Annotated in this window: 23 protein-coding genes and 2 tRNA genes; 12 read left to right on the forward strand and 13 right to left on the reverse strand. The window is 67.9% G+C overall.

Translation table 11 applies throughout. From position 1 onward, the window contains the following. The first annotated feature begins 3 nt into the window (after positions 1-3). The 3 genes from BKK79_RS05180 (at position 4) to BKK79_RS05190 (ending at position 1,965) form a co-directional block, all read left to right on the forward strand. Complete coding sequence (locus BKK79_RS05180) at positions 4-1,044, forward strand: class 1 fructose-bisphosphatase (protein ID WP_071037272.1); 1,041 nt, start codon at positions 4-6, stop codon at positions 1,042-1,044. A gap of 130 nt (positions 1,045-1,174) precedes the next feature. Further along, positions 1,175-1,250, forward strand: a tRNA-Thr gene (locus BKK79_RS05185). 346 nt (positions 1,251-1,596) lie between these two features. Beyond that, positions 1,597-1,965: a hypothetical protein gene (locus BKK79_RS05190; protein ID WP_071037273.1), complete on the forward strand. Its 369-nt coding sequence runs from the start codon at positions 1,597-1,599 to the stop codon at positions 1,963-1,965. A gap of 174 nt (positions 1,966-2,139) precedes the next feature. Here BKK79_RS05190 and BKK79_RS05195 read toward each other — a convergent pair whose 3' ends face one another. Then, positions 2,140-3,069, reverse strand: a complete 930-nt coding sequence (locus tag BKK79_RS05195) for a LysR family transcriptional regulator (protein ID WP_071037274.1) — start codon at positions 3,067-3,069, stop codon at positions 2,140-2,142. A gap of 238 nt (positions 3,070-3,307) precedes the next feature. Here BKK79_RS05195 and BKK79_RS05200 point away from each other — a divergent pair, with 238 nt between their 5' ends. From BKK79_RS05200 to mmsB, 3 genes are all read left to right on the forward strand, one after another. Then, the gene (locus tag BKK79_RS05200) at positions 3,308-4,546 is read left to right on the forward strand and encodes an ABC transporter substrate-binding protein (protein WP_071037275.1); all 1,239 of its coding nucleotides are present in this window, start codon (positions 3,308-3,310) and stop codon (positions 4,544-4,546) included. A gap of 108 nt (positions 4,547-4,654) precedes the next feature. After that, positions 4,655-6,154 (forward strand): CoA-acylating methylmalonate-semialdehyde dehydrogenase, encoded by a 1,500-nt coding sequence (locus BKK79_RS05205; protein WP_071037276.1) that lies wholly within the window; start codon positions 4,655-4,657, stop codon positions 6,152-6,154. 31 nt (positions 6,155-6,185) lie between these two features. Beyond that, on the forward strand, positions 6,186-7,097 hold the full coding sequence (gene mmsB / locus BKK79_RS05210) for a 3-hydroxyisobutyrate dehydrogenase (RefSeq protein WP_071037277.1): 912 nt from the start codon (positions 6,186-6,188) through the stop codon (positions 7,095-7,097). A gap of 344 nt (positions 7,098-7,441) precedes the next feature. Here the strand turns inward: mmsB and BKK79_RS05215 are convergent, their stop codons facing one another. From BKK79_RS05215 to BKK79_RS05225, 3 genes are all read right to left on the reverse strand, one after another. After that, the gene (locus BKK79_RS05215; protein WP_071011796.1) at positions 7,442-8,014 is read right to left on the reverse strand and encodes a DUF4337 domain-containing protein; all 573 of its coding nucleotides are present in this window, start codon (positions 8,012-8,014) and stop codon (positions 7,442-7,444) included. A 168-nt stretch (positions 8,015-8,182) separates the two neighbouring features. Next, positions 8,183-8,701: a DUF1697 domain-containing protein gene (locus BKK79_RS05220; protein ID WP_071011794.1), complete on the reverse strand. Its 519-nt coding sequence runs from the start codon at positions 8,699-8,701 to the stop codon at positions 8,183-8,185. A gap of 66 nt (positions 8,702-8,767) precedes the next feature. Then, entirely contained in the window at positions 8,768-9,202 is a 435-nt protein-coding gene (locus tag BKK79_RS05225; RefSeq protein ID WP_071011792.1) for a response regulator transcription factor, read from the reverse strand. 352 nt (positions 9,203-9,554) lie between these two features. On the opposite strand from BKK79_RS05225, the gene BKK79_RS05230 reads away from it, so the two are divergent. After that, positions 9,555-10,385, forward strand: a complete 831-nt coding sequence (locus BKK79_RS05230; protein WP_071011791.1) for a class I SAM-dependent methyltransferase — start codon at positions 9,555-9,557, stop codon at positions 10,383-10,385. 69 nt (positions 10,386-10,454) lie between these two features. On the opposite strand, the gene BKK79_RS05235 is transcribed toward BKK79_RS05230, so the two are convergent. Beyond that, positions 10,455-11,051: a DUF1415 domain-containing protein gene (locus BKK79_RS05235; RefSeq protein ID WP_071037278.1), complete on the reverse strand. Its 597-nt coding sequence runs from the start codon at positions 11,049-11,051 to the stop codon at positions 10,455-10,457. Between the two features lie 94 nt (positions 11,052-11,145). On the opposite strand from BKK79_RS05235, the gene BKK79_RS05240 reads away from it, so the two are divergent. Further along, a complete protein-coding gene (locus BKK79_RS05240) occupies positions 11,146-12,468 on the forward strand; it encodes a TIGR03862 family flavoprotein (protein ID WP_084084499.1) in 1,323 nt (440 codons plus the stop codon). Between the two features lie 37 nt (positions 12,469-12,505). Here the strand turns inward: BKK79_RS05240 and BKK79_RS05245 are convergent, their stop codons facing one another. Together BKK79_RS05245 and BKK79_RS05250 are read right to left on the reverse strand one after the other, a co-directional pair. Continuing rightward, on the reverse strand, positions 12,506-14,128 hold the full coding sequence (locus BKK79_RS05245; protein ID WP_071011787.1) for an NAD(P)/FAD-dependent oxidoreductase: 1,623 nt from the start codon (positions 14,126-14,128) through the stop codon (positions 12,506-12,508). Between the two features lie 114 nt (positions 14,129-14,242). Further along, the gene (locus tag BKK79_RS05250) at positions 14,243-14,593 is read right to left on the reverse strand and encodes a hypothetical protein (RefSeq protein WP_071037279.1); all 351 of its coding nucleotides are present in this window, start codon (positions 14,591-14,593) and stop codon (positions 14,243-14,245) included. A gap of 175 nt (positions 14,594-14,768) precedes the next feature. Here BKK79_RS05250 and BKK79_RS05255 point away from each other — a divergent pair, with 175 nt between their 5' ends. From BKK79_RS05255 to BKK79_RS05260, 3 genes are all read left to right on the forward strand, one after another. Beyond that, positions 14,769-16,250, forward strand: a complete 1,482-nt coding sequence (locus tag BKK79_RS05255) for an aminotransferase-like domain-containing protein (protein ID WP_071037280.1) — start codon at positions 14,769-14,771, stop codon at positions 16,248-16,250. Between the two features lie 73 nt (positions 16,251-16,323). Further along, positions 16,324-16,494, forward strand: coding sequence for a hypothetical protein (locus BKK79_RS40185; protein WP_156811168.1), 171 nt, complete (start codon positions 16,324-16,326; stop codon positions 16,492-16,494). 197 nt (positions 16,495-16,691) lie between these two features. Beyond that, positions 16,692-18,215 carry a sensor domain-containing diguanylate cyclase gene (locus BKK79_RS05260; protein WP_083383997.1) on the forward strand — a complete coding sequence of 508 codons (1,524 nt, stop codon included), beginning with the start codon at positions 16,692-16,694 and terminating at the stop codon, positions 18,213-18,215. A gap of 12 nt (positions 18,216-18,227) precedes the next feature. On the opposite strand, the gene BKK79_RS05265 is transcribed toward BKK79_RS05260, so the two are convergent. From BKK79_RS05265 to BKK79_RS05275, 3 genes are all read right to left on the reverse strand, one after another. Next, entirely contained in the window at positions 18,228-18,551 is a 324-nt protein-coding gene (locus BKK79_RS05265) for a putative hemolysin (RefSeq protein WP_232346270.1), read from the reverse strand. A gap of 134 nt (positions 18,552-18,685) precedes the next feature. Next, on the reverse strand, positions 18,686-19,588 hold the full coding sequence (lpxO, locus tag BKK79_RS05270; RefSeq protein ID WP_071011781.1) for a lipid A hydroxylase LpxO: 903 nt from the start codon (positions 19,586-19,588) through the stop codon (positions 18,686-18,688). Positions 19,589-19,786: 198 nt separating this feature from the next. Then, the gene (locus tag BKK79_RS05275) at positions 19,787-20,098 is read right to left on the reverse strand and encodes a hypothetical protein (RefSeq protein ID WP_071037281.1); all 312 of its coding nucleotides are present in this window, start codon (positions 20,096-20,098) and stop codon (positions 19,787-19,789) included. A 221-nt stretch (positions 20,099-20,319) separates the two neighbouring features. Between BKK79_RS05275 and BKK79_RS05280 the strand changes: the two genes are divergently transcribed. After that, a complete protein-coding gene (locus BKK79_RS05280; RefSeq protein WP_071011778.1) occupies positions 20,320-20,616 on the forward strand; it encodes a hypothetical protein in 297 nt (98 codons plus the stop codon). A 22-nt stretch (positions 20,617-20,638) separates the two neighbouring features. Here the strand turns inward: BKK79_RS05280 and BKK79_RS05285 are convergent, their stop codons facing one another. The 3 genes from BKK79_RS05285 to BKK79_RS05295 form a co-directional block, all read right to left on the reverse strand. Next, entirely contained in the window at positions 20,639-21,322 is a 684-nt protein-coding gene (locus BKK79_RS05285) for a Fe2+-dependent dioxygenase (RefSeq protein ID WP_071016204.1), read from the reverse strand. Between the two features lie 314 nt (positions 21,323-21,636). Continuing rightward, positions 21,637-21,712 (reverse strand) — tRNA-Met (locus BKK79_RS05290). 246 nt (positions 21,713-21,958) lie between these two features. Beyond that, positions 21,959-22,246: a hypothetical protein gene (locus BKK79_RS05295; protein ID WP_071011777.1), complete on the reverse strand. Its 288-nt coding sequence runs from the start codon at positions 22,244-22,246 to the stop codon at positions 21,959-21,961. Positions 22,247-22,475 lie beyond the last annotated feature (229 nt).

A 22,475-nucleotide genomic window follows, 5' to 3' on the forward strand; every position in this document is an offset into this window, starting at 1 on the left:
ACCATGACTCGCATCAGCCTGACCCGATATCTGGTCGAGGAGCAGCGCAAGCACAACACGATCCAGCCCGAACTGCGGCTGCTGATCGAAGTGGTCGCGCGCGCCTGCAAGGCCATTTCCAACGCTGTCAGCAAGGGCGCGCTCGCCGGCGTGCTCGGCTCCGCCGGCACCGGCAACGTGCAAGGCGAAACCCAGCAGAAGCTGGACGTGATCGCCAACGAAGTGCTGCTCGACGCCAACGAATGGGGCGGCCACCTCGCCGCCATGGCCTCGGAGGAGATGGATTCCTTCTACGAGATCCCCAATCGCTACCCGAAGGGCGAATACCTGCTGCTGTTCGATCCGCTCGATGGCTCGTCGAATATCGACGTCAACGTCTCGATCGGCACCATCTTCTCGGTGCTGCACATGCCCAAGCCGGGCCAGACCGTGACCGAGGCCGACTTCCTGCAGCCGGGCAGCCACCAGGTCGCCGCCGGCTATGCCGTCTACGGCCCGCAGACCACCCTGGTGCTGACGGTCGGCAACGGCGTGCAGATGTTCACGCTCGACCGCGAGGCCGGCAGCTTCGTGCTGACCCAATCCGATGTGCAGATTCCCGAGGACACCAAGGAATTCGCCATCAACATGTCCAATATGCGCCACTGGGCCCCGCCGGTGCGCCGCTATATCGACGAGTGCCTGGCCGGCACCGACGGCTCGCGCGGCAAGAACTTCAACATGCGCTGGATCGCCTCGATGGTGGCCGACGTGCACCGCATCCTGACGCGCGGCGGCATCTTCATGTACCCCTGGGACAAGCGTGAGCCGGAGAAGCCGGGCAAGCTGCGCCTGATGTACGAAGCCAACCCGATGGCCATGCTGGTCGAGCAGGCCGGCGGCGCCGCCACCAACGGCCACGAGCGCATCCTCGACGTGCAGCCGGAAAAACTGCATCAGCGCGTGTCGGTGATCCTGGGCTCGAAGAACGAAGTGGATCGCGTCACGCAGTACCACCGCGAAGCCGAACAGGCTCAACAGGCTCAACAGGCAGGCGGAGCCTGAGGCACCCCTCTGCGCTGGCGGGAAGATGGATGAGGTGGCCCGCATGGCGCGGCCGCTTCAAAAAAAGCTTCCCACCGGCAGGACTCCCTGCTATTATTGCGGGCTGTTCCGGTTCACACGGAACGATGTTGCCGAAGTAGCTCAGTCGGTAGAGCAGCTCATTCGTAATGAGAAGGTCGGGGGTTCGATTCCTCTCTTCGGCACCATTCAGATCAAGCACCAAGCCCAGCCCACCGGTTGGGCTTTGTTGTTTCTGGGTGCCATGTAGCCATCGATGCGGCATTTTGGCCTCATGCGGCCGACACCGGTCCAGCCCCCCTCCTCCCCGCAAACAGCCCGAGCAAGCCACGCAAGGTGCGGACAGGCACCCGTCTTGCACCGGGCAGGAATGTCATGCGGTGACTCATGCGATGACGCCGGCCTTCATGCGGGGATGGATAACCGGGCCACGAGCGAAATTGCTCCGCCGCCCATCTTTGATACCATCCAGCCCGAGACATGCCCTCTGGCCGACAGCCCCTCGGCCCCATGGGCACGAACGGAGATCGCGCTGTGAAATACTCGAAGATCCTGGCGGTGATGGCATGCCTGGTGTCCGCTGCTTGCACCACCACGGCGCCGCCCTACTCCGGCCGCCAGATGTCCACGTACGATATGTCGACGGAATACACGGTGGAATATGTGCCGGACGGCTTCAAGCTTGCGGTCGACTACCGGTACCAGCAGTTCACGATTCTGCCCGGTAGCGCAGCCGCCGAGTGCAGGACAGCGATGCACAATGTGGCCGACAGCCTGGCAGACCGAAGGCAAAGGCCGATCGAACCGATAGGTGACCAAGACATCAAGTTGCACACCAGCAGGAATTGGTTCGGGAAGATAACCGTCTGCTCCGCGACCGCGCCGGTCATCTGGAAGCGCTGAATCGATACACAACGGAGTACGACCCGGCTCGCCTCGGGTCACGGCAGCCCGCGTGAGGCGGCGGGATCCGCTCCAGGGCACCGAGCCGGCCGGCAAACCGAAACGGCTTGGCCGCGCTGGCGCGGCGGGAAGCATCGACGCTGCGGTTCCGCACGGCACCCGGCGCGATCGCCGTCATGCATGCCGCAACTCACCTGCCCTGCCCTGCAGCAGTGCTTCGTTGCGCAGCGCGGCCTCGCGCAGGTAGTCCCATAGCGTGGTGATGCGCTTGAGCGTGCGCAGTTCTTCGTGGCAATAAATCCAGAAACTGCGCGCCACGACCACCTCGTCCACCAGCAGCGGCACAAGCCGCGGGTCTTGCGCGGCCATGAAACAAGGCAGGATCGCCAGCGCCTCACCCTGCAGCGCAGCATGGTATTGCGCGATCACGCTCGTGCTGCGCAGCACGACGTCGCCGCCGGGCACGATGTCTTCCAGATAGCGCAGCTCCTTGCTGAAGGTGAGTTCGTCGACGTAGCTGATGAAGCGCCGGCCCTTGAGGTCGCCGAGCCGCTCGATCGCGCCGTGACTGGCGAGATACGCTGGCGTGGCGTAGAGCTGCAGCCGGTAGTCACACAATTTGCTGCACACATAGGGGCCACGCCGCGGGCGCTCGATCGTGATGGCCAGGTCCGCCTCGCGCTTGGACAGGCTCACGAAACGCGGCACGGGCAGGATGTCGAGCTGGATCGACGGGTATTGCCGCTGAAAGCGCGACAGCAAGGGCGTAAGGAAGTAGGTGCCGAACGCCTCGGTGGAACCGATGCGCACGTGCCCCGACAGCGTCTGCCCCCAGCCGGCCACCTGCTCGCAGGCCGATTGCAGCGTTCCTTCCATCTGCTCGGCGTACACCTGCAACTGCTGCCCCTCGGGCGTGAGCGCGAAGCCCGCATTGCGCGACTTGTCGAACAGCAGCGTGCCCAGCGCCTGCTCCAGCGCGCGCACGCGGCGCGAAACCGTGGTGTGGTCGACTCCAAGGCGCTGCGCCGCCACGCTCACCCGCTGCGTGCGGGCGACCTCAAGAAAGTAGCGCAGGTCATCCCAGTCGGGGCGAGCGCCCGGCAAACCACCGTGTGGCCCCCCGGGTCCGTTTGACGCACGCCGTGCGCTGGATGTCCTCGCCGCCCTCGTGACTTGGCCGGCCCCACTCGCTCGGCTCGGCATGGGGGCATCTCCTATGTGTGTTTTTGCACATATTAAATGCAGATTTTCTGCATACAAAGCAAATTCACACAAATATACTCGCCCGATGCCACGCAAAGATGGCAAGGCAAGACAAGAAAAAACATCAAGGAGACACACGATGAAGATCAAGCCATGGTTGGCCGCGCTGGGACTCGGCGTCGGCTTTTGCGTCAACGTCCCTGCAGGCTTTGCACAACTGCCCGACAGGCCGGTGAAGATCGGTGTGCTGACCGACATGACCGGTCCGTATTCGGCGATGGGTGGCTCAGGATCGGTGGTGGCCGCACAGATGGCCATCGACGACTGCCTGGCGGCCGAATGCAAGGGCATGAAGATCAGCCTGGTCTCGGCGGACAACCAGAACAAGGCGGACGTCGCCGCCAACCGGGCGCGCGAATGGTTCGACCGCGACAATGTCGATGCGATAGCCGACCTGACCAACTCCGCCGCGGCCCTGGCCGTGCAGAAACTGGCGATGGAGAAGCAGCGCGTGGTGATGTTCTCCGGCCCTGCGACCACGCGCCTGACCAATGAGGACTGCTCGCCGACGGGCTTTCACTGGATGTTCGACACCTATTCGCAGTCGGCCGCCACGGCCCGCGCGATGGTCAAGAGCGGCGGCAAGTCCTGGTACTTCCTGACCGTGGACTATGCGTTCGGCACCTCGCTGGAGAAGGACGCGGCCGATAACGTCAAGATGCTCGGCGGCACGGTGGTGGGCCAGTCGCGCCATCCGCTCAACGCGTCGGATTTCGCCTCGTTCCTGCTGCAGGCGCAGGCGTCGAAGGCGCAGGTCGTGGCGCTGGCCAACGGCGGGCAGGACACCGTCAACGCGCTCAAGGCGGCGCGCGAGTTCGGCATCGTGCAGCGCGGCCAGAAACTCGCGGCCTTGCTCGTGTTCCTCTCGGACGTGCACGCCCTCGGCCTCGATACCGCGCAGGGCCTGATGTTCACCGACGGCTTCTACTGGGACTACGACGACGCCTCGCGCGCCTGGTCCGCCCGCTTCCAGCAGAAGTACAAGAACCTGAAGCCGACCATGGTGCAGGCGGGTGTGTATTCGAGCGTGCTGCATTACCTGCGCTCGGTCGCGGCGGCCGGGAGCATCGATGCCAAGGTAGTGGCACAGAAGATGCGCGAGCTGCCTATCCGCGACCCGATCATGCGCAATGCCTCGATCCGTCCCGACGGCCGCGTGATCCACGACATGACCCTGTTCCGCGTCAAGACGCCGGCCGAATCGAAGGGTCCGTGGGACTACTACACCGCGGTAGCCACGGTGCCTGCGGCCGAAGCCTTCCAGCCGCTGTCGAAGTCGAGCTGCCCGCTGCTCAAGACGACGTCCGCGTCGCGCTGACACGCTGGCGCAGGCACGCGATGACCGGTACCGCCACCGCGGCCCGGCTCGCCCCCCCATCTTCTTCTTGATTGAGCATCTGATCCGGTTTTCCCAGGAGAGCGATCCATGTCCATTCCGACCCTCCCGCTGCTGATCGACGGCAAGCGGGTCGAATCGAAGACCACCGAGTGGCGCGATGTCATCAACCCGGCCACGCAGGAAGTGGTCGCGCGCGTGCCGTTCGCGACGGCAGACGAACTGAACGCGGCCATCGCCTCGTCCAAGGCCGCGTACAAGACGTGGCGCAACACCTCGCAAGCGTCGCGCATGCGCATCATGCTGCGGTTCCAGCAACTGCTGCGCGATCACACCGCCGAGCTGGCGGCGCTGATCACCCGCGAGCACGGCAAGACACTGCCCGACGCGGAGGGCGAGGTGGGACGCGGCCTGGAGGTGGTGGAGCACGCCTGTTCGATCGCATCGCTGCAGCTCGGCGAATACGCGCAGAATGCCGCCGGCGGCATCGACGTCTACACGCTCATCGAGCCGCTCGGCGTCTGCGCCGGCATCACCGCGTTCAACTTCCCGGTGATGCTGCCGTGCTTCATGTTCCCGCTGGCGGTGGCGTGCGGCAATACGTTCGTACTCAAGCCCTCGGAACAAGACCCGAGCGCGTCGCTGCGGCTGGCCGAGCTGGCGCTCGAAGCCGGGCTGCCGCCGGGTGTGCTCAACGTGGTGCACGGCGGGCCGGACATCGCCAATGCCCTGTGCGAGCACCCGGACATCAAGGCCGTGTCGTTCATCGGCTCGACGCATGTGGGCACGCAGCTCTACCGCCGCGCGTCGGACGCCGGCAAGCGCTGCCAGGCGATGATGGGCGCGAAGAACCATTGCGTGATCCTGCCCGACGCCGATCGCGAGCAGGCCATCAACCACCTGCTGGGCGCGGCATTCGGCGCGGCGGGCCAGCGCTGCATGGCAACCTCGGTGGCCGTGCTGGTGGGCGAGGCGCGCGAGTGGGTGCCCGAGATCGTCGAGCGTGCGCGCAAGCTCAAGGTGGGACCGGGCACGGACCGCAGCGCGGACCTCGGCCCCGTGGTCTCGAAGAGCGCGCGTTCGCGCATCGAGCGCCTGATCGGCGCCGGCGTGGAAGAAGGCGCCAAGCTGCTGCTCGACGGCCGCGGCCACAGCGTGGCGCAGGCGCCCGAGGGCAACTTCATCGGGCCGACGGTGTTCGATGGCGTAACCGCCGGCATGTCGATCTACCGCGAGGAGATCTTCGGGCCGGTGCTGTGCATGACGGGCGTCGACACGCTCGACGCGGCCATCGACCTCATCAATGCCAATCCGAACGGCAACGGCGTGGCGCTGTTCACGCAGGACGGCGGTGCGGCGCGCCAGTTCCAGAACGAGATCGACGTCGGCCAGGTCGGCATCAACCTGCCGATTCCCGTGCCGGTGGCATGGTTCAGCTTTACGGGCTCGCGCGCATCGAAACTGGGCGACCTCGGCCCCAACGGCAAGCAGGCGATCCTGTTCTGGACGCAGACCAAGACGGTGACGGCACGCTGGCAGGCGCGCGGCACGGGGCCGGCCGGCGTGAATACGACCATCACGCTGAAGTGATGCCAGCCTGATGCGAACACGGGAGACCGTCATGACCACACAGAGAATCGCCTTCATCGGCCTGGGCAATATGGGCGGCCCGATGGCTGCCAATCTCGTCAAGGCCGGACACGCCGTGCGCGGCTTCGACCTGTCGGGCACGGCACGGGAACGCCTGGCCGCGCAAGGCGGACAGGCGGCCAGCTCGATCGCCGACGCCGTGCGCGATGCCGACGTGGTCATCACGATGCTGCCCGCGGGCGAGCACGTGCTGGCCACCTACGGCGGACCGGACGGCATTCTCGCGCATGCCGCGCCGCACGCGGTGCTGCTCGACAGCAGCACGGTGCCGCCGGACGTGCCGCGCCAGATCGCGGCGCAGGCGCGCCCGGGCACGGCCCTGCTCGATGCACCGGTGTCGGGCGGCACCGCGGGCGCCGCGGCCGGCACGCTCACCTTCATGGTCGGCGGCGACGCGGCGCTGGTCGAGCGCATGCGGCCGCTGCTGGCATCGATGGGGCGAGCCATCCACCATGGCGGGCCGCTGGGCGCCGGGCAGACGCTCAAGCTGTGCAACAACATGCTGCTGGGCATCCTGATGGCCGGCACCAGCGAAGCGCTACGGCTGGGCATCGCCAACGGGCTCGACCCGAAGGTGGTCTCGGCCGTCATGCAGCAGAGTTCGGGACGCAACTGGACGCTCGAGGTGTACAACCCCTGCCCGGGCGTGATGGAATCGGCCCCGGCCTCGCGCGGCTATACGGGAGGCTTCGCCACGGACCTGATGGCCAAGGACCTGCGCCTGGCGCACGCCGCCGCAGCGGCGAGCGGCGTGGCCGCACCGCTGGGCGACCTGGCGCGGCGCATCTTCGAAGTACACCGCGCCAACGGCCACGGGCCGCTGGACTTCTCCAGCGTGTTCGCGGATCCGGTGATGCTGGAGCAGGCGCTGGCGGTCAGGTAGGCGCCGCGGGCATCATGCCGCACAAGCCTGCCCTGGTGCCCCCGCGCGCCCTGCTTTACGTCGATGGCGGCTCATGCCAGGCCGACAACGGCTTCTTCGCGCCCGGCCGTTCCATCCGGCCACGATCGCTCCAGCCAGCCTCGACCTCGCCGGATGGCCGTCCCATCACCAGCCAGTGTGCTGGTTCGTGAATTCGTGGAATCACTAAGCCTGCCGAGAAGACGTGCGAGGCCAGGAACGAAGCGCAGCAAGGCTGGCGCCTTGCGAGCATTCGTGACGACGCATCGCGCGGCCCATCGACGGACTCAGGGCGGACTTAGTCAACGAATTTGTGATCCAGGACACTAGAAGCGAAGCCAGGCAAGCACGCCGAGCACCAGGCCGACCGCTCCGATCCCATACGAGACGAGTTGCAGCCACCTGCGCCGCGTGAGGATGGTGATGGCCGCCATGGCGATGGCCACCTGCGTGGCGACCAATGCCTGCGCCCAGCGATGGTGGCTGTGCACTGTCTTCTCGCTGGCCTCGTCCGCATCCCGCGCGGCCTTCTCGAACGACTCGGCCTTCAGGCGGATCTGCTCGCGTTCCATCGCGTAGCGCTTTGCTTCCCGCGCGGCCCGCTCATGGTCGACGCCGGGTAACTGCGCGCTCAGTTCCGCGATGGCCTCCGCCTGCCCCTTGGCCTGGTAGTAGGCCCACTGGTTGGCCGCTTCGGTCTTGTGGATGGCGGCCTGGTTCTTCAGCAACAGTGCTTCGTTCTGGGTGGCCCCGCCTTGATACCCGAAGACCGCGCCGATCGTCGACAGGATTGCCGTCATGACCGCGATGCGGCCCGCCAGCGGATCGAACGCCCCGGCCTCGGCGGCGCGGTCGAGCGCATCGTCATGGGCACCATGCACCTCGAATTCTTCCGGCATCCCCCTCCTCCGGACTGGCCGCTCGATGCCGCTAATATCTACCGCGTCATCGGTCCAGGCAAGTCCCTGCCTCGATGCTGCCATGCGATGGTTCGCCGCGGCACTGGAGTGCGGCCGGCCGGCATGCGGCAGCACACGCACACGTGAACACGCCCACCGCCGGGCCGCTCAAGCATCGCAAGCCCAGTGCGCCAGTGTGGCGACGGTGTTCATATTGCGCGCCGTGCCGGCCTGCGCCGCGGGAATCTTCAGCTTCGAAGCCGCCATGCCCGACCCATAGTGCACGTAGATCTCGCGCGTACCCAGGGCGATCTGCTCGTCCTTCAGCCCGCTGGCCTTGCGCGCCGCATCGGCAGGCGGCGCCGCGTCCAGGAAGATGGCGACGGTACGGTTGGGCGCCGCCTGCGCAAAGGGATTGGCTGCCAGCACGGCCGCCATCTCGGCGCCGGTGCGCACCAGCACACCCACGGGCTTGCCGGCATAGGCGGCCAGCGCCTCTTCCAGCGCGGCCTTGACGGCCGCTTCCTTCAGTTCACTGCGGAACACCACATTGCCGCTGGCGATATAGGTACGCGCGCCGCTAAAGCCGAGGCCCTCGCAAAGCGCGCGCAGTTCCGCCATCGGCAGCTTGCCGGTGCCGCCGACATTGACGGCGCGCAGCAGGGCGATATAGGTAGTGGTAGGCATCGCGCCATTCTACGCCGCCCGGACCGCATGGCCCGGGCCACCGTCGGCTGCGCCTGACGCAATGGACTAGCGGTGCGACGCCACCCGTGCCGGCGGCATCCACGGATTACGGCAGGCGAGTGCCGCCGGCTGCTCGGCGTCCAGTTCGAGCAGCCGCCGCACCGCCGCCTCCAGCGTCGGCAGCGATGCCGTCTTCGGCAGGCTCAGGTGGCCACCCCAGGGAAAATCCGCCTCCGCCTGGCACATCCACATGTTGTCGCACAGCACCAGCACGCGGGCGCCGGGCATGCGCGCGCGCCAGCAGCGCAGCAGGTGGGCGTTGTCGCTGGCATCGTCCGCCATGCTGTACACCAGCAGCGCCGTTTCGTAGCCGCCGCCGTCGACGACGTCGAAATCGTAGGGCTCCAGCCCGATCACCACATCCAGTTCCGGCAATTGCCGCAGCAGGCTCTGCAGTCCCATGCGCATCAGCGGGTGGCTCTCCAGCACGATCGCTCTCATTTCCCTGCTCCTCGTCTTTGTCGTCAGCGGCGGATGCCACCGCTCCCCTGCGCAGGATTCTGCAATCGGCGTGCCAGAGCGCCGCGCCCACGCGGGGGCACCGTGTCGTGCGGCGCCAGGCCTTGCCGCGCCTGGCCTGGCGGGGCATGGGCGGGCGCCGGCGGGGGCGCCAAGCCACCGGCCGCGTGCGGCGCCGGCGTTACGTGTCACGTAACGCGTTACGGCGGCGTCCCCATCCGGCCGCCTCCGCGCCTGCCAAGCGCCGCCGCTTTCGGTAAACTGGCGGACATCGCTCGCCCTGCCGCGCACGCCAGCCCGGCGCCGCGCCGCGCGCGGCCCATCCTCCCGCTTCATGTCGAATACCCACGAAATCCGCCCCGGCCAGTCGATCGAATTGCTCAAGGCCCTGCACATCCTGACCCGCGACGGCAAGATGAACCAGGACAGCCGGCGCAAGCTCAAGCAGGTCTACCACCTGTTCCAGTTCATCGAGCCCCTGCTGCAGGAGCGCAAGCAGGCGTGCGGCCAGGTCACGCTGGTCGACCACGGCGCCGGCAAGTCCTACCTGGGCTTCATCCTCTACGACCTGTTCTTCAAGACGCTGCAGGACGCCTCGCACATCTACGGCATCGAGACCCGCGAGGAACTGGTGCAGAGCTCGCGCGAGCTGGCAGCGCGGCTGGGTTTCCCCGGCATGTCCTTCCTCGACCTGTCGGTGGCCGACTCGATCACCTCCGACGCGCTGCCTGCCACGGTCGACGTGGTCACCGCCCTGCACGCCTGCAACACGGCCACCGACGATGCCATCCGCTTCGCCCTGCACAAGCACGCCCACCACATCGTGCTGGTGCCTTGCTGCCAGGCCGAGGTGGCCAGCGTGCTGCGCAAGCACAAGGGCAAGCTGCTGGCCGGCAATCCGCTCACGGAGCTCTGGCGCCATCCGCTGCACACGCGCGAATTCGGCAGCCAGCTGACCAATGTGCTGCGCTGCCTGCAACTGGAGGCACACGGCTACCAGGTGACGGTGACCGAGCTGGTGGGCTGGGAACACTCGATGAAGAACGAGCTGATCATCGCCCAGTACAAGGACCTGCCGCGCCGCCGCCCGGCCGAGCGGCTGGCCAGCGTGATCGACTCGCTGGGCCTGGAAGAACTGCGTGAACGCTTCTTCGCGCCGGCCTGAACGGGCTCCCGGGCAGGCGCCTGCACCATTGCCTGCGCCAGCGCGATGCGCCTGCCGGCGCCCCGGTCGTCAGTCGCCGGACGGCTTCCGCATCCACTCGTGCCAGCCGGCCAGGCCCAGGCGGCGCATGGTTTCCTGGTTGCGCTCGTAGATGTCCGCCGCGTCGGGAAACGCCTCGGCCGCGCGCGCGATGCTGTCTTCGCGCAGCAGGTGCAGGATGGGGTAAGGCGAGCGGTTGGTGCAGTTCTCGACATCGTCCGGCTCGCTGCCGGCGAACTGGTACTCGGGGTGGAAGCTGGCGATCTGCAGCGTACCGTCCAGCCCCAGGCTGGCCAGCAGGCGCTCGGCGAAGTACAGGAAGTCGTTGTACTCGAGGAATTCGTTCAGGGCATGCGGCACGATCAGCAGGGTGGTGTCGACCTGCTCCGGATCGGCCTCCGCCAGCAGCTTCAGTTCGCGCTCGAGGTCGTCGAGCACCTCCGGCGCCGTGCGCGCGGCGCTGATGGCGTAGCGGATCTGGCCCTTGACGTGCACGCCCTTGGCGAAGGGGCACAGATTGAGCCCGATGACAGCGCGCGTCAGCCAGTGGCGTGTGGCGGCGAGCACGGCATCGTCGCCGGCAGGAGTGGCGCTGCCAGGGGCAGCCGGAGAAGGCAGGTCGGACATGGAAGCAAGCTCGGTACGGGCCCCGATTCTACCCCCGCCACCCGATATAATCCGCCGCGCAAGCGCCAGCGCGCGCCTCTCCCCGACCACCTCGATGCCCACTGCAGACCAGCCTGACACCACTACCCCACGCCACCTGGGTGATCCCGGCCACGCCGGCGCACCGCATGCGGGCGAGCGCCTCGCGGTGGCCGTGGTCGGCGGCGGCCCGGCCGGCCTGATGGCGGCGCAGCGGCTGGCGCAAAGCGGCCTGGCCGTCACGTTGTTCGATGCCATGCCCTCGGTCGGGCGCAAGTTCCTGATGGCCGGCAAGGGCGGCATGAACCTGACCCACGCGGAAGCGGCGCCGGCCTTCCTGGCCCGCTACGGCGGCCGCAGCGCGGACATCGCACCGCTGCTCGCCGCTTTCGGCCCGCAGGCGCTGCGCGAGTGGGCGCACGGCCTCGGCATCGAGACCTTCGTCGGCAGCTCGGGACGGGTCTTCCCCACCGACATGAAGGCCGCACCGCTGCTGCGCGCCTGGCTGCATCAGTTGCGCGAGGCCGGCGTGACCTTCCGCATGCGCCACCGCTGGCTGGGCTGGAGCGAAGGCGCGGTGGCCGGCGGCCAGCGCCTGCGCTTCGCCACGCCCGACGGCGAAGTCCATGCCGATGCCGGCGCCGTGGTGCTGGCGCTGGGCGGCGGCAGCTGGGCCAGGCTGGGCTCCGATGGCGCCTGGGTGCCGCTGCTGGCCGCGCGCGGCATCGGCACCGCGCCGCTGCAGCCGGCCAACTGCGGCTTCGACGTGGACTGGAGCGCGCACTTCCGCGAGCGCTTCGCCGGCCATCCCCTCAAATCCGTGGCCATCGGCCTGCAGGGGCCGGACGGCAGCGAACTCTATCGGCAAGGCGAATGCGTGGTCACGGCCGGCGGCATCGAAGGCAGCCTGGTCTACGCGCTGTCGGCGCCGATACGCGACCGCATCGTGCGCGACGGCGCGGTCGAGATCCGCCTCGACCTGGCGCCCGGGCTGGAGGCGCGGCGCGTGGCCGACGAAGTGGCGCGTCCGCGCGGCGCGCGCTCGCTCTCCAGCCACCTGCAGAGCCGGCTGGGCATCACGGGGGTCAAGGCGGGACTGCTGCGCGAGTGCCTGCCGAAGGAGGCGATGAACGATCCGGCAGCGCTGGCGGCCGCGATCAAGGCGCTGCCGCTGCGCCTGCTGCGGCCCCGTCCCATCGACGAAGCGATCAGCAGCGCCGGCGGCGTGCCCTTCGAGGCAATGGACGAGCACCTGATGCTGCGCGCGCTGCCCGGCGTGTTCTGCGCCGGCGAGATGCTCGACTGGGAGGCCCCCACCGGGGGCTACCTGCTGACCGCCTGCTTCGCCAGCGGCCTGGTGGCGGGAGCCGGCGCGGCCGGCTACCTGGGCCGGCGCTGAGTCCGCCGCCGGGTCCGCCATCTCCGGCGGGCGGAGCTCAGCCGCGCCGGCCGCCGGTGATGGCCAGGGCCACCGCCTCCGCCACCTCGATGCCGTCGATGGCCGCCGAGTAGATGCCGCCCGCATAACCGGCACCCTCACCGGCGGGATAGAGACCTTCGACGTTCACACTCTGGTAATCGTCGTCTTTGCGGCGGATGCGCAGCGGTGACGAGGTACGCGTTTCCACGCCGGTCAGCACGGCATCGTGCATGGCAAAGCCATGCAGTTTCTTGTCGATCTCGGGCAGGGCCTCGCGGATCGCCTCGATGACGTAGTCCGGCAACGCGGTCGACAAGTCGGTGGGCGTCACGCCCGGCTTGTACGAAGGCTCGACCGTGCCGAGCGAGGTCGACGGCCGGCGCGCGATGAAATCGCCCACCAGCTGGCCCGGTGCCCGGTAGTCGCTGCCGCCGAGGACGAAGGCACGCTCTTCCCAATGGCGCTGGAAGGCGATGCCGGCCAGCGGACCGCCGGGATAGTCCTCCGGCGAGATGCCCACCACGATGCCGGCATTGGCATTGCGCTCGGCACGCTTGTACTGGCTCATGCCGTTGGTGACCACGCGGCCGGGCTCCGAGGCCGCGGCCACCACCGTGCCCCCCGGGCACATGCAGAAGCTGTAGACCGCGCGGCCGTTGCTGCAGTGGTGCACCACCTTGTAGTCGGCCGCGCCCAGCAGCTTGTTGCCGGCGAACTTGCCGAAGCGGCTGCGATTGATCAGGCCCTGCGGATGCTCGATGCGGAAGCCGAGCGAGAACGGCTTGGCCTCCATGAACACGCCGCGCGCATGCAGCATCTCGAAGGTGTCGCGCGCGCTGTGGCCGACGGCCAGCACGAGGTGCTCGCAAGGCAGGTAGTCGCCGGTGGAGAGCTTGACGCCGCGCAGCTTGCCGCCGTCGATGTCGAGGTCGTCCACGCGCGTGCTGAAGCGGATCTCGCCGCCCAGTTCGAGGATCTCGGCACGCATCTTTTCCACCATGCTGACCAGGCGGAAGGTGCCGATGTGCGGCCGCGCCTTGTACAGGATGTCGTCCGGCGCACCGGCCTTGACGAACTCCTCCAGCACCTTGCGGCCGTAGTGCTTCGGATCCTTGATCTGGCTGTAGAGCTTGCCGTCGGAGAAGGTGCCGGCACCGCCTTCGCCGAACTGCACGTTCGACTCCGGGTTCAGCACGCCCTGCCGCCACAGGCCGAAGGTGTCCTTGGTCCGCTCGCGCACTTCCTTGCCCCGCTCCAGGATGATGGGGCGGAAGCCCATCTGCGCCAGCAGCAGCCCGGCCAGCAGGCCGCACGGCCCCATGCCCACCACCACCGGGCGCGGGGTGCCGCCCTCGGGCGCGCGCGCGACGAAGCGGTACTGCATGTCGGGCGCGATGCTCCACTGCGGCTTGCCGGCCATGCGCTGGCGCGCACGCTCCTCGTCCTTGACCTCGATATCGATGATGTAGGTCAGCTTGATGTCCGAACGCTTGCGCGCGTCGTGCGCGCGCCGGAACACGGTATAGCCGACGAGGCCGTCCGCCTTGACGCCGATCTGGGCGAGGTGGGAAAGCACAGCGGCCTCGAGGTCACTTTCAACGTGTTCGAGGGGGAGTTTGACTTCACTGAGACGTAGCATGGGCAAAGAATCCAGCGGCCGGGATGACAAAGCGGGGACGGCCGGAGCGCAATTCTATCGGCTTTTCGGCACAGTCCCCCTTTCGACCCGCCACAGGGCCGCCGTGCCGGGCGCTCAGCCGCGTCCGGCAGGCCGCCGCAGCAGGCCCCAGACCGGCCAGCGGACCAGCAGGCGCGCCACCCTGCCGGGACGCGCGGGCGCCTGGCGCAGCGTCAGTTCCGCGCCGGCCTCGCTCTCCACGACGATCCAGCCGGCGGTCTCGATCCGGTAGACGTCACCGGCCACCAGGCGGTGCTGCGCCTGATGGATGCTCTGCGCCAGCCAGGCCGGCGCGGTATGCAGCCGGGCCCGGCCGGCGGCGACGTGCAATACGCTGCCCGGCGTGGCGGACAGGCGCAGTGACTGGCCGCCGCGCAGGGAAATCGTTTGGGGGATGGGCCGGCTGGCGGCGGAATCGGCTGGCATGAGGGGCTCCTGGCGTGATCTCGGACCTGCACAGCGTAGCTAGCGCGATGCGGCCGCAACAGGCACAAGAGCACGGCATAGCGACCGCAACAGATACCAGGACTCCCCCACTGTTACGATACAGATTTCGCTGTCTGTATCTGTTCGCACGGCGCCTCCGACGCCATCATGCCGCATGGATTCCGCGACACTTCCGCTCTATCACCAGCTCGCCACGCGCTACCGCCGCGCCATCGACGATGGCGCGCTGACTCCCGGAGACCGCATGCCATCGGTGCGCCAATTGATGGAACGGCATGGTGTCAGCCTGTCCACCGCGCTGCAGGCCTGCCGGGAGCTCGAGCGCGAGGGGCTGCTCGAGGCGCGGCCGCGCTCGGGCTATTTCGTGCGGCGCCGGCCGCAGCCGGCACGGGCCGCGCCGATCGCCGAGCCGGAAGCGCGCCTGCCCGACCCGGCCCAGTACGTCGGCATCCACCAGCGTATCTCGGCCATCCTGGCGCGCAGCCACCAGCACGCCGTGCGCGTCAGCCTGGCCGGTCTCAGCGCGGCGTCCGACCTCTACCCGGTGGCCGCGCTCAATGCCGCCACCACGCGGGCCCTGCGGCGGCATCCGCAGCTCTACGGCCGCACGCCGGAAGCCGAGGGCCACCCCGAGCTGCGCGCCGCGCTGGCACGCCACGCCCTCCTCTCTCAGATCAACCTGGCGCCCGAGGACATCGTCGTCACCCATGGCTGTACCGAGGCGCTGCACTTGGCGCTGCGCGCCGTGGCCGGCCCCGGCGACGTGATCGCGGTCGAATCGCCAACCTACTACGGGCTGCTGCAGATTCTCGAAGGACTCGGCATGCGCGCACTGGAGATCCCCTGCAGTCCGCACAGCGGCATCTCGCTGGAAGCGCTGGAACTGGCCGCGCAGACCTATGACAGCATCAAGGCGGTGGTGGTGGTGCCGACCCTGCAGAATCCGCTCGGCAGCATCATGCCCGACGCCAACAAGGCGGCGCTGGTGCGTTGGTGCGAGACGCGCGGCATCGCGCTGATCGAGGACGACTGCTTCTCGGCGCTGGCCGACGGCGAGACCGGCCCGGCCGCGGCCAAGTCCTGGGACCAGAGCGGCAACGTGATCTACTGCGCGTCGCTGCACAAGTTCCTGGCGCCAGGCATGCGCCTGGGCTGGATCGCGGCAGGCCGCTGGACGGCGCGCGTGGCCATGCTCAAGTTCAGCCAGTCGCGCCCCAACGAGGTGCTGGCCCAGCTCGCGGTGGCCGATTTCATGGGCAGCGGCGCCTTCGCGCGCCACCTGCGGCGGCTGCGCGACCAGTTGCGCATCCAGCGCGAATGGATGGCCGAAGCCATTGCCGGCGGCTTCCCGGCCGGCACCCGCCTGTCCACGCCGGCCGGCGGCATGCACCTTTGGGTCGAACTGCCGGCCGGCATCGATTCGGAAACGCTGTTCGAACTGGCATTGCGCCAAGGCATCCATGTGGCGCCCGGTGTGATGTTCTCCAACTCCAACCGCTTCGACCATTTCCTGCGCGTCAACTGCGGCGCGCCGCGCTCGGCGCTGCTGGAAGACGCGCTGCGGCGGCTGGCGGCGGTAGCCAACGGACTGGCGGCAGCGCGGCCGGAGCCCGCCCCGAATGTGACGCTTACATGATCTGGAGCAAGGCGGGACATCAGGGTTCACCCTAGCATCGAGGGCATTCCTTGCATCAACCCGATCCGACGCCATGCCGCACAATGCCCCGGACCAGCCCTACTCCCTCGACGACCTGCGCACGCTGGCGCGACACCTCACCGATGGCTCCCTGCTGCAGACCACGACCCTGCTGCTGATCGCCGAGATCGAGCGCGGCGGCCGCCCCGCGCCGGCCCGCGCCAGCCGCGGCCGGCCCGACTGAGTCCCGCGCTGCCTCCCTGCCCGGCGGCGACGCGCAGCGGCCGGCACCGGTCCGATTTTTGCAACAGCGCTCCCAAATTCCCGTCCCCTGCCCTATGCTACGGCGCTGACGCGCCTGCCTGCCCGGCCGGTCACCGGGCGCCGGCCTTCCGGCCTTCTGCGGCACGCGTCCGACGGGACCCTTTGGAAGCCGCTCACATGACAGCCCAGACAACAACAACTACAACCTTCACCAGCGCCGACACCGACATCGACACTCGGATCGACGACACTCGGATCGACGACGACTACCTTTCCCTGTTCCAGCTCGCGCCCGTATCGCTGTGGCTGGAGGACTTCAGCGCCGTCAAGGCGCGCTTCGATGCACTGCGTGCCGAAGGTGTCGAGGACCTGCGCAGCCACCTGCGCGCCCACCCGAAGGAAGTCGCGCACTGCTCGGCGCTGATCCGTGTGATCGCGGTCAACCGCCGCACCCTGGAACTGTTCCGCGCGGCCGACCTGGCCGACCTGGTCGCCAATCTCGACACGATCTTCCGCGACGATATGTTCGACCAGCACGTGGAGGAACTGGGCCAGCTCTGGGATGGGCAGGCGCACTTCTCCAGCCAGACCGTCAACTACTCGCTCGACGGCGAACGCCTCGACATCCGCCTCGAAGCCCGCGTGATGCCCGGGCACGAAGACGACTGGTCGCGCGTGCTGCTGTCGATCGAGGACGTCACCGCGCGCCAGCGCGTGGAGCGCGACCTGCGGCGCAGCCAGCAATACGCGCTCGGCCTGTTCGAGCACTCGCCGGTGTCGCTGTGGGTGGAGGATTTCAGCGCGGTCAAGATGCTGCTCGACGAGGTGCGCGGGGCCGGCATCACCGACTTCCGCACCTTCCTCAACGTCCACCCCGATTTCGTGCAGCGCTGCATGCAGGAGATCCGCGTCATCGACGTCAACCAGCAGACCCTGCAGATGTTCGGCGCGCCATCCAAAGAGGTGCTGATGGCGCGCCTGGGCGACGTGTTCCGCGACGACATGCGCATCCACTTCGCCGAGCAGCTGATCGACCTGTGGCACGAAAAGCTGTGGCAGCAGCGCGAGGTGATCAACTACGCGCTGGACGGCCGCTCCGTCGACGTCTTCATGCAATGGTCGGTGTTCCCGGGCCGTGAGGCCGACTGGGACCAGGTGCTGGTGTCGCTGACCGATATCACCGCGCGCAAGAAGGCCGAGGCCTATGTCGAATTCCTTGGCAAGCATGATGTGCTGACCAAGCTGTACAACCGCGCCTTCTATGAGGACGAGCTGGCGCGGCTGGGCCGCAAGGGTCCCTGGCCGGTCAGCGTGATCGCGCTCGATCTCAACGGGCTCAAGCAGGTCAACGACCTGAACGGGCACGGCGACGGCGATGCACTGCTGCGCCGTACCGGCGAGGTCCTGAAGAAGGCCGTGGGCGAGCAGGCCTGCATCGCCCGCGTCGGCGGAGACGAGTTCATGGTGCTGCTGCCCGGCGCCGACGAACGCAGCGCTCACCTGATCATCGAACAGATCACCCAGGTCCTGGAATTGAACAACCAGTTCTACCCGGGCGCGGCGCTGTCGCTGTCGCTCGGCACCGCCACCTGCGCGCAGGGCGAGCGGCTGAGCGATACCGTCAAGGCCGCCGACGCACAGATGTACGCCGCCAAGCGGGCCTACTACGAAGCCCAGGAGACCGATCGCCGGCGCAATTGAAGGAGCGGCCCCTCAGTCGGGCGAGCACTCGCCGCGCAACAGGGCCCACTCTTCGCACTGCTTGCCGTTGGGGAAGCTGCAGGTACCCGCCTGGCCGGCGGCGGAACTGACGATCTGGAGGGTGCCACCCCGCTGTGCGCAATTGGCCGAAGCCGGATTCGGCATGCCGATCGCGGCCGGGCCCGCCGGCCGGCCGGCCGCTGCCGGGGCCACCGTCGCAGCCGTTGCCGCTGGCGGCGACGGTGCCGCCCGGACCGGAGCCGCGCCGGGAGCCGGCGCCGTACCGCCGCAGGAGGCCATTGCCAGGGCAGCGGCAAGGGTCAGGTAGGAACGCATGAAAGGGGCTCCGCAGCGGCCCGGCGCAGGCGGGCGCTCAGTGGATAGGGATAGGACAAGGATCCGGCCGCGGCCGCTTTCACTGCGGCACGCAAGCCGTGCGCCGTCCCGCGGTGCGCGCGGGACGGCCAGCCTTACAGATAGACGATCAGGGCAATGCCGGCCACGATCAGGCCGAACTTCACCACATAGTAGAGCGGCCGGCTCCAGGCCTTGAAGCGGCGGCGGTACTGGCCGCCCAGCCAGACGATGCGGAACAGTCGGTTGATCATGCCGGTCTGGTCCGTTTCCTCGTTAGGCGAGCTTGCCGCCGTCATCAGCTTGCGGCCCAGCCAGCGGTTGACCCGCGCCGCCCAGCCGAAGCGCATCGGGCGCTCGACGTCGCAGAACAGGATCAGGCGATTGGCCTCGCTCTTGTTCTCGGCCCAGTGCAGGTAGGTTTCGTCGAACACCACGCCAACGCCATCGCGCCAGCTGTGGCGCTCGCCATCGACTTCGATGAAGCAGCGGTCGTCATTGGGCGTGGACAGGCCCAGGTGGTAGCGCAGCGACCCGGCGAACGGATCGCGGTGCGGGTTCAGCTTGCCTCCCGGCGGCAGTTCCGCGAACATCGCCGCCTTCACGCTCGGCAGCTCGCGCAGCAGCGCGACCGTGCGCGGGCACAGCGTCTCGGCCGACGGGTGGTTCGCCTCGTACCACTTCAGGTAGAAGCGCTTCCAGCCATATTTGAAGAAGGAATTGAAGCCCGCGTCATCGTTCTTCTCGGCGGCCTTGATCTTGCGCATGGCCGCCAGCGCGAGCCCCTCGTCGCGGATCTCGGGCCAGGCCGCGCGCAGTTTCTCCAGCTCGGGAAACTGCTCGACCGGGATGTAGGGCGTGCGCGGCACGCCCGAGAAGGCATACATGAAGCAATTCAGCGGTGCCACCACCGCCGAGTGGTCGAGCAGCTGGCGCCAGATGCGCAGGCGCACCTTGCCGCGGAAATGTACGTACAGGATCGCGCCCAGATAGCCCGCGACGATAATCCACTTGATCACCCGAAGTCCTCCAAAGCCACCGCCGTAACGGCCGTGCCACCCGAGCGGAGGCCGAGCCGCCCCGGGGGCGAAAGACCGTATTCTAGCGAAATGCGGACGGACGGACAGGTGCGGCGCCCGCGCCGCTTGATGGGTGTCAACGATAGCATCGGCCGGCGCCCCACCCACCGCACCGGCGGCGTGCGCGGCCGTGAGTGCTCAGTCGTCGCCGGGGGCACGCCGCGCGATGCGGGCAATCAAGGCCTGGGCGTCCTGGGGGGTTCCCTGCAGCGTCAGCAGGCGGGCGTTCAGCACGAGGTTCTCCAGCACCAGCTTGGCCGTGGACGCCCACATGGTGGCAAGGATGGCTTCGAGGGGCAGTCCGGATGCCTCCATCTCGGTCGAGCGCTCTGCCACCAGCCGGCACACCAGCGCGCGCAGCGCATCGTCATCGAAAGGAAGATTGGCATAGTCGATCGGGTCTTCCTTCTCGACTTCCTCCATCAGCTGCAGCAGCATGTCTTCGGTCATCAGCAAGCTCCTTGCTCGATGCGCCGGCGGTCGCGACGCGACCCGGACGGTGCGCGGGGGCACAGCCGCGCCCCCTGCGATCGACGCTAAAGCAAAGGGCCGGGGGTGTCAATGCGCCACCCGGACCTGGGGAAAATCCTCAGGCCTCTGCCTCGCGCAGGCATTGAACAAAGCGGTGTAAGCTGCGGTCATACGTCCCATTCAGTCCGGGAATAGCGTCCATGACCAAGCGTCTGTTATCTGCCATGCGTCAGTACGCATGGTTCAGGGGGGTGAAGCATCATGTGGTCCAAGGCGTCGAGGCGCTGGCGGACCTGCTGAAATCCCCCTCTGCGGCGGCGCGTGCCGTTGCCGCCATCATCGCCGAGACCGAGCACGGCGTGCAGGTCTGGGTTTCGTATCTGGGCAAGCCGCTGGATCCGCACACCAATTATGTGCTGTGGCCGGAGCGGCGCCTCAAGCCCGCCCGGCGTCGCGTCGCCGCCATCCCGGTGCGCCCGCAGCGTCCTCCGCACTAGGATCTCCCCACCAGCAGGCCACTCAGGCGTCGGCCCAGCGCCGCAGCAGGTTGTGATAGACACCGGTCAGGCCGACTACCGCCGCCTCCTGCTGCCCCAGCGCCTGCCCGACGCGCTGGATCTGCGTGTCGAGATCGAACAGCAGCGCACGCTGGCCGTCGTCGCGCACCATGCTTTGAATCCAGAAGAACGATGAAATCCGTGCGCCCCGCGTGACCGGCGTCACGTGGTGCACGCTGCTGGCCGGATACAGCACCATATGGCCCGCCGGCAACTTGACACGCTGCTGGCCGAACGTGTCCTCGACCACCAGTTCGCCGCCGTCATAGTCTTCCGGAGCGGTCAGGAACAGGGTCGCGGAGAGGTCGCTGCGCACGCGGAAGCTGCTCCCGCGCAGGTAGCGGATCGCGTTGTCGACATGGTTGCCGAAAGTGCCGCCGCCTTCATAGCGGTTGAACAAGGGGGGAAACACCTTGAGCGGCAACGCTGCGGAGAAGAACAGCGCATTGGCGGACAAGGCCTCCTCGATCAACGCGCCGGCCTGGCGTGCTGCCGGAGAGCCCTCGGGCAGCTGCAGGTTGCGCTTGGCCAGCGCCGACTGGAAACCCGATGTCGCATTGCCATCCTGCCACGGCGCCGCCTCGATGATGGCGCGGCATTGCGCGACCTGTTGCGGGGACAGCACTTCGGGAATCTGCAGCATCATGACGTCGATCACCTTGCAAGTAGCGGGAAACGGGCCTGCACGGTGTGAAAGACACCTCTCCGGGCTGGCCAGGGTGCCATTGTAGGGGAAGATCAGCCTCAAAGAAAATGCGAATCATTTCTATTTGAGGCTGAGCAAATGCGAGCCAATGCGATCACGTGCGCTGCCTGCAAGCGCATCGCGGGTGCGCGATGGGCAGCAACCCCGTTACCGGGATCGCGAAATCGGAGACCTGCCTGGGAGATTGGCCGAATCGGCCGTCTTGCCGCCTCAATGCCGCCATGCGGGCAACTTCGAGGGAACTGAAGGGAAACTGGTTGCGGGGGCAGGACTTGAACCTGCGACCTTCGGGTTATGAGCCCGACGAGCTGCCAACTGCTCCACCCCGCGTCTGAAGGAGATGCATTATGACCCATTCCGCAGCGCAATGCAAGAGCTTTCGCACCAGACCCGTGCCGGCCAGCCGTGCGGCTGCGCCGGTTTGGCGCACCGCCGCACCGAACCCGATTCAGGCGGACTGGGCCACCCGGTATTGCGAGTCTCTCCCAAGCGGACTCGGAGCAAGACAGGCAGCGCATTCCTGCAGAAGGAGAGGCTCGACGCGGTAGTGCCGCGTCACTCGCCACCCTTCGATCATTACTCCAGTGGCCCGAGGAGGCGGTCGACCAAGCCATAGCCGGCGACAAAGGCCGCCACCTCGGCGGCGTGCCGGGTGGCAAACCCGCCCGCCCCGCTCGACAGCAGATCGGTATCGCCCGCATCCGAGGGATCCGCACCCTGCTGGCAGACACGCGCCTCATAACCCCACAAGCCGCCCTGCCCTTCCGCTGCCTGCGGCCCCGGACCGGCCTGGCGACGCAACAGCGTACGGACATAGACGTCCATGCTGCGGTAGGCCTCGACACGCCAAGCGGTCTCTCTCATCGGGCTGCCTCCTGCTGCGGGGGATCGTGACTCGCGAAGCGTTCAGGCGGTCCGCGAAGGCGGACGACGACAGCCGCAGCAACGCGGACGGCCGCCACGCATCGCGTGTGCGAACAGCATGCTAGTGCCCTGATTCTTCAATACGTGGAATGACCCGGTCTGCCGGGAAGTCGCGCGGGGCCAGGAACGGAGCGTTGCGAGGCTTGGAGCCTGACGAGCACTCGCGACG

Origin of the sequence: Cupriavidus sp. USMAA2-4, from assembly GCF_001854305.1 — a bacterium.
GTDB lineage: Bacteria > Pseudomonadota > Gammaproteobacteria > Burkholderiales > Burkholderiaceae > Cupriavidus > Cupriavidus malaysiensis.

Coding starts and splice junctions, on each gene's coding strand:
- BKK79_RS05180 (WP_071037272.1), top strand. CDS start 4: ATGACTCGCATCAGCCTGACCCGATATCTGGTCGAGGAGCAGCGCAAG.
- BKK79_RS05200 (WP_071037275.1), top strand. CDS start 3,308: ATGAAGATCAAGCCATGGTTGGCCGCGCTGGGACTCGGCGTCGGCTTT.
- BKK79_RS05205 (WP_071037276.1), top strand. CDS start 4,655: ATGTCCATTCCGACCCTCCCGCTGCTGATCGACGGCAAGCGGGTCGAA.
- mmsB (WP_071037277.1), top strand. CDS start 6,186: ATGACCACACAGAGAATCGCCTTCATCGGCCTGGGCAATATGGGCGGC.
- BKK79_RS05215 (WP_071011796.1), bottom strand. CDS start 8,014: ATGCCGGAAGAATTCGAGGTGCATGGTGCCCATGACGATGCGCTCGAC.
- BKK79_RS05220 (WP_071011794.1), bottom strand. CDS start 8,701: ATGCCTACCACTACCTATATCGCCCTGCTGCGCGCCGTCAATGTCGGC.
- BKK79_RS05225 (WP_071011792.1), bottom strand. CDS start 9,202: ATGAGAGCGATCGTGCTGGAGAGCCACCCGCTGATGCGCATGGGACTG.
- BKK79_RS05230 (WP_071011791.1), top strand. CDS start 9,555: ATGTCGAATACCCACGAAATCCGCCCCGGCCAGTCGATCGAATTGCTC.
- BKK79_RS05235 (WP_071037278.1), bottom strand. CDS start 11,051: ATGTCCGACCTGCCTTCTCCGGCTGCCCCTGGCAGCGCCACTCCTGCC.
- BKK79_RS05240 (WP_084084499.1), top strand. CDS start 11,146: ATGCCCACTGCAGACCAGCCTGACACCACTACCCCACGCCACCTGGGT.
- BKK79_RS05245 (WP_071011787.1), bottom strand. CDS start 14,128: ATGCTACGTCTCAGTGAAGTCAAACTCCCCCTCGAACACGTTGAAAGT.
- BKK79_RS05250 (WP_071037279.1), bottom strand. CDS start 14,593: ATGCCAGCCGATTCCGCCGCCAGCCGGCCCATCCCCCAAACGATTTCC.
- BKK79_RS05255 (WP_071037280.1), top strand. CDS start 14,769: ATGGATTCCGCGACACTTCCGCTCTATCACCAGCTCGCCACGCGCTAC.
- BKK79_RS40185 (WP_156811168.1), top strand. CDS start 16,324: ATGCCGCACAATGCCCCGGACCAGCCCTACTCCCTCGACGACCTGCGC.
- BKK79_RS05260 (WP_083383997.1), top strand. CDS start 16,692: ATGACAGCCCAGACAACAACAACTACAACCTTCACCAGCGCCGACACC.
- BKK79_RS05265 (WP_232346270.1), bottom strand. CDS start 18,551: ATGCGTTCCTACCTGACCCTTGCCGCTGCCCTGGCAATGGCCTCCTGC.
- BKK79_RS05275 (WP_071037281.1), bottom strand. CDS start 20,098: ATGACCGAAGACATGCTGCTGCAGCTGATGGAGGAAGTCGAGAAGGAA.
- BKK79_RS05280 (WP_071011778.1), top strand. CDS start 20,320: ATGACCAAGCGTCTGTTATCTGCCATGCGTCAGTACGCATGGTTCAGG.
- BKK79_RS05285 (WP_071016204.1), bottom strand. CDS start 21,322: ATGATGCTGCAGATTCCCGAAGTGCTGTCCCCGCAACAGGTCGCGCAA.
- BKK79_RS05295 (WP_071011777.1), bottom strand. CDS start 22,246: ATGAGAGAGACCGCTTGGCGTGTCGAGGCCTACCGCAGCATGGACGTC.